Raw genomic sequence first — 4384 nt, 5'->3', positions numbered from 1 at the left:
GGAGAGCGCCGCGTGCCGGCGAGGTGTCGCCCAGCGAAGCGTCGCCCGGCGGCGCACTCCAGGGCCACGCGCCGGGGCGTGGCCGGCTCAAGCGCCTGCCAAGCCCCGCGCAAAGGCTGGACGTCTTCGCGACGATCACCGCCAACCGCGGCCAGCAGCCCTGGCAAACGCTTCGCTTTCGCCCGGTGCGCACCGGCGCGGCGCGGCTTCATCTGGTGCTGCTGGACACCTCCGGCTCGACGCTCGGTGGGCGGCTTCTGGGCCGCGCCAAGGGCTTCGTCGAGGCGCTGGCCCATCGGGCGTATATCGCCCGTGAACAGCTCGCCGTTTACGGCTTTGGCAACGATGCAGTGACGCCGCTGCTTTCGCGCCAGCGCGCGCCGAAGAGCCTCGCGGCGGTGCTGGACACCGCCGGCGCCGGCGGCGGTACGCCGCTGTACCGCATGGTGAGCGAGGCGGCCGGCCAGGTGCGCCGGTGGCAGCGCCGGGAGCCCGCGCTCGATATTCGCACTTACCTGATTACCGACGGGCGCACCCGCGAGTCGCTTGCGGGCCTGGCGCCGCTTGGCGAGTGCCACCTGCTCGATATCGAACAGAGCCGCGTCAAGCGCGGCCAGGGCCCACGGCTCGCCCGGGAGCTTCATGCCCACTACCAGATTCTGCCCTTCGAGGAGTTCCCATGAGCGATGAGCACCACCAAAACCGCATGCAGCGCAAGAAAGCGGTCGTCGACGAGCGCATCAGCCAGGCGACCGTGGAGCGCGGCGTGCTGATCCTTCTCAAAGGCAACGGCAAGGGCAAGAGCAGCTCCGCACTCGGCACGCTCGCCCGTTCGCTCGGCCACGGCCAACAAGGCGCGGTGGTGCAGTTCATCAAGGGCCGGCGTGAAACCGGCGAGTACCTGTTTTTTCGCGACCACCCGCGCCTTGAGTGGCACATCATGGGCCAGGGCTTCACCTGGGAAACCCAGGACCGCGAGCGCGATGTCGAAGCCGCCGAGGCCGCCTGGGCGGTAGCGAAGGGTCTTCTGGAGAACCCGGCCATCGACATCATCGTGCTCGACGAGATGAGCTACATGTTCAAGTACGGCTATCTCGACGTGGCACCAATAGTCGAGGCGCTGAAAAAGCGCCCGGCGCACCAGAACGTGATCATCACCGGGCGCACCATGGCCACCCCGCTTCAGGAGATCGCCGATACCATCAGCGCCGTCAACGACGAGCGCCACGCCTTCCGCGCAGGCGTCAAGGCGCAAAAGGGAATCGAGTACTGATGGCCACCGCTTCTTGCCCGGCGCTCTTCATCGCCGCCCCGGCATCCGGCCAGGGCAAGACCACCGTGACCGCCGCGCTTGCCAGGCTCCTGAAGCGCCGGGGCAAGCGGGTGCGCGTGTTCAAGACCGGCCCGGACTACCTGGACCCGCAGATTCTCGCCCAGGCGAGCGGCGCCCCGGTGGAGCCGCTGGATCTCTGGATGGCGGGCGAAGCCTACTGCCGCCAGCGCTTTTATGAGGCCGCGGTCGATGCCGACCTGATCCTGGTCGAAGGCGCGATGGGCCTTCACGATGGCGAGCCTTCGAGCGCGGATCTTGCCGCGCTGTTCGACATTCCCCTGGCGGTAGTCATGGACGTCAAGGGCATGGCCCAGACCGCAGGTGCGGTGATGGCGGGGCTCGCCGGACATAGAGCCGACATCCGCTTCGCCGGTTTGATCGCCAACAGCTGCGCCACCGCCCGCCACCGGGAACTGATCGAGGGCGCGCTTCCCGCGCACATACCGCTTCTGGCGACCCTGCCCCGGGACCCGGCGCTCACGCTGCCCGAGCGCCACCTGGGGCTGGTGCAGGCGGATGAAATCAAGAATGAACTGGAGATGCGCTTCGAGGCCGGCGCCGACGCGCTGGACGCCGCCGGGTTTCTAGAGGCGCTTGAGGCGCTCGAACCGGTGGGCTTTACGGCGCCGCAGGACGCGCCGCTGGTACCTGCAAGGGCGCTTGCCGGGCATACCGTGGGCGTGGCGCGCGACGCCGCCTTCAGCTTCATCTACCAGGCGAATCTCGATCTGCTCGAGGCGCTGGGCGCGAGGCTTGCGTTCTTCTCGCCGCTGTCGGATAGCAGTTTGCCTGAGTGCGACGCGCTCTGGCTGCCCGGCGGCTACCCGGAGCTTCACGGTGAGGCGCTTTCGAGCAACCGCGCGATGACCGCCGCCATCCGCGCCTTCTTCGAGGCCGGCAAGCCGATTCTCGCCGAGTGCGGCGGGCTGCTCTACAGCCTGGAGACGCTGACCGACCATGACGATCGGTGCCGCGCCATGCTCGGGCTTCTGGCCGGCCACGGTGCAATGCGCGGGCGGCGCGGCTGCCAGGGCATGCAGACGGCGGTGCTGCCGGAAGGCGAGATTCGCGGCCACGCCCATCACCGCTCGATGGCCGAGGTCACCCCGGAACCGATCGGTTTTGGCCGCCGCCAGCGCCACCCGGCGCCGGGGGAGGCGATCTACCGCGAACGGCGCCTGACCGCCACCTACCTGCACCTTTTCTTCCCCGACAACCCCGACGCCGTGGCGGCGCTGTTCGCGCGCCCGGCGGTTTGCAAAGCATCTTCCTGCGAGGTTTTTGATCATGCAGCCCGGTAACGTACAGCTCAGCAAGATTCCCGCCACCGTCGTCACCGGGTTTCTCGGCAGCGGCAAGACCACGCTGCTGGCCGGTATCCTGCGCCAGATGACCGGCAAGCGCATCGCCGTGATCGTCAACGAGTTCGGCGAGCAGGACATCGACTCGAGCCTTCTGCGAAGCTGCGCGCTGGCGTGCGAAGAGGGCGAGGCGGCAAGCGACGACGACGGCATTTTCGAGCTCGCCAACGGCTGCATCTGCTGCACCGTGGAGGAGGAGTTTCTGCCGGTGATGAAAAAGCTCGTCGCCCGGCGCGAGCGCATCGACCACATCCTGATCGAGACCAGCGGGCTGGCGCTGCCCAAGCCCCTGGTGCAGGCCTTCAACTGGCCGGAAGTGCGAAGGCACTGCACGGTGGATGCGATCATCACCATGATCGACGGCCCCGCCGTGGCCGCCGGGCGCTTCGCCCATGACGAGGCGCGCGTGGCCGCCCAGCGCCTTTTGGATGAGAGCCTTGACCACGACCCGAGCCTGCAGGAGCTTCTCGACGACCAGCTGAGCGCGGCGGACCTGGTGCTGGTCAGCAAGACCGACCTTCTGAGCATTGATGACAAGCGGCGCGTCGAGGCGGTCGTGGCGGCGAAGGTGCCTGCCTCGGTGAAGACGCTGTTCGTCGATGCCGGCCTGGCCGACGACGTCGCCCGGCTCGAGGCGCTGATGGTCATTGGTGCGGCGAGCGAGGAGGGGATCGACGCGATCGCCAACCACCACGACAAGCACCACGCCGAAGGCGCTCATCACGATCACGCCCACGACCACTTCGACGCCTGCGTGGTGACGCTAGGCGAGGTGGACGTCAAGGCCCTGGAAAGCGCGCTGCAGACGATCCTCGACACCCAGCACCTCTACCGCGCCAAGGGCTTCGCCGCCGTGCCCGGCAAGCCCATGCGCCGGGTGGTGCAGGCGGTGGGCAAACGCCTGGAAGGCTACTTCGATCGCCTGTGGGTCGCAGAGGAACCGCGCCAGACCCAGCTGGTGTTCATCGGCCGCCACCTCGACCGTGACGCGCTGCGCGAGGCGCTTTCCCACGCGGAAGTCGCGCCAGCCTGATGCACCTGTTCGCCGCCAAGCCCGGAGGCCTCGTCGACGACGAGGGCATCGTCGATCTGCAGCAGAGCCCTGCCGAAGTCGTGATTCTCTCCGCCGCCGACAGCAACCTCTCGGCGCTGGCGAGCGCCCGTGAGCGGCTGGGAGACGCCTACCCGAGCCTGCGCCTGGCCAACTGGATGAACCTGGCCAAGCCCGCGGCCTTCGATCTCTACGAGCACAAGGTGCTCGACCACGCGCGCCTGGTCGTGGTGTCGCTGCTCGGCGGCCAGGGCTACTGGCAGTACGGGGTCGAGCGCCTGCGGGCCTGGGCGGCGGCGGACCCCGCGCGCCACCTGATCCTCGTGCCCGGCTGCGACGCGCCGGACGACGCGCTGCTTTGTGCCTCCAGCATCGAATTCGACGGCGCCTACCGGGTGTGGCGTTATCTTCGCGAAGGCGGGGTGGACAACGCCGAGCAGCTTCTGCGCTTCATCGCCGCGCGCTGCCTGCCGGCGTTTGCCAACACTGCCTGGCGCGAGCCGCGGGTGATTCCGCCGGCGTTGATCCACGCCCCGCAAAACGGTGCGGCCACGCTGCGCGACTGGCGGGCCGCGCGAAAAGGCCCCGCGTGCCTGGTGGTGTTCTATCGAAGCCACCTTCAGGGCGGCAATACCGGCG

Annotated in this window: 4 protein-coding genes and 1 pseudogene; all 5 read left to right on the top strand. The window is 68.6% G+C overall.

Going from position 1 to position 4384, the window contains the following annotated elements:
- A pseudogene (locus BIS11_RS11835) lies at positions 1-683 on the top strand (magnesium chelatase); the annotation flags it as partial.
- The gene (gene cobO, locus BIS11_RS11830; RefSeq protein WP_253425076.1) at positions 680-1273 is read left to right on the top strand and encodes a cob(I)yrinic acid a,c-diamide adenosyltransferase; all 594 of its coding nucleotides are present in this window, start codon (positions 680-682) and stop codon (positions 1271-1273) included. The pseudogene BIS11_RS11835 and the gene cobO, both read left to right, overlap by 4 nt.
- A complete protein-coding gene (locus tag BIS11_RS11825) occupies positions 1273-2634 on the top strand; it encodes a cobyrinate a,c-diamide synthase (protein ID WP_253425078.1) in 1362 nt (453 codons plus the stop codon). The genes cobO and BIS11_RS11825 overlap by 1 nt, the downstream gene beginning before the upstream one ends.
- Entirely contained in the window at positions 2621-3727 is a 1107-nt protein-coding gene (gene cobW / locus BIS11_RS11820) for a cobalamin biosynthesis protein CobW (RefSeq protein ID WP_253425081.1), read from the top strand. The genes BIS11_RS11825 and cobW overlap by 14 nt, the downstream gene beginning before the upstream one ends.
- Positions 3727-4384: cobaltochelatase subunit CobN (locus BIS11_RS11815; RefSeq protein WP_253586093.1), on the top strand; the 658-nt coding region annotated here is incomplete at its 3' end. The genes cobW and BIS11_RS11815, both read left to right, overlap by 1 nt.

This window comes from Halomonas sp. 707D4, assembly GCF_024158685.1.
Taxonomy (GTDB): Bacteria; Pseudomonadota; Gammaproteobacteria; order Pseudomonadales; family Halomonadaceae; genus Vreelandella.
Note: the sequence above shows the minus strand (reverse complement) of the source record. Positions and strands in the feature narration are given on the sequence as shown.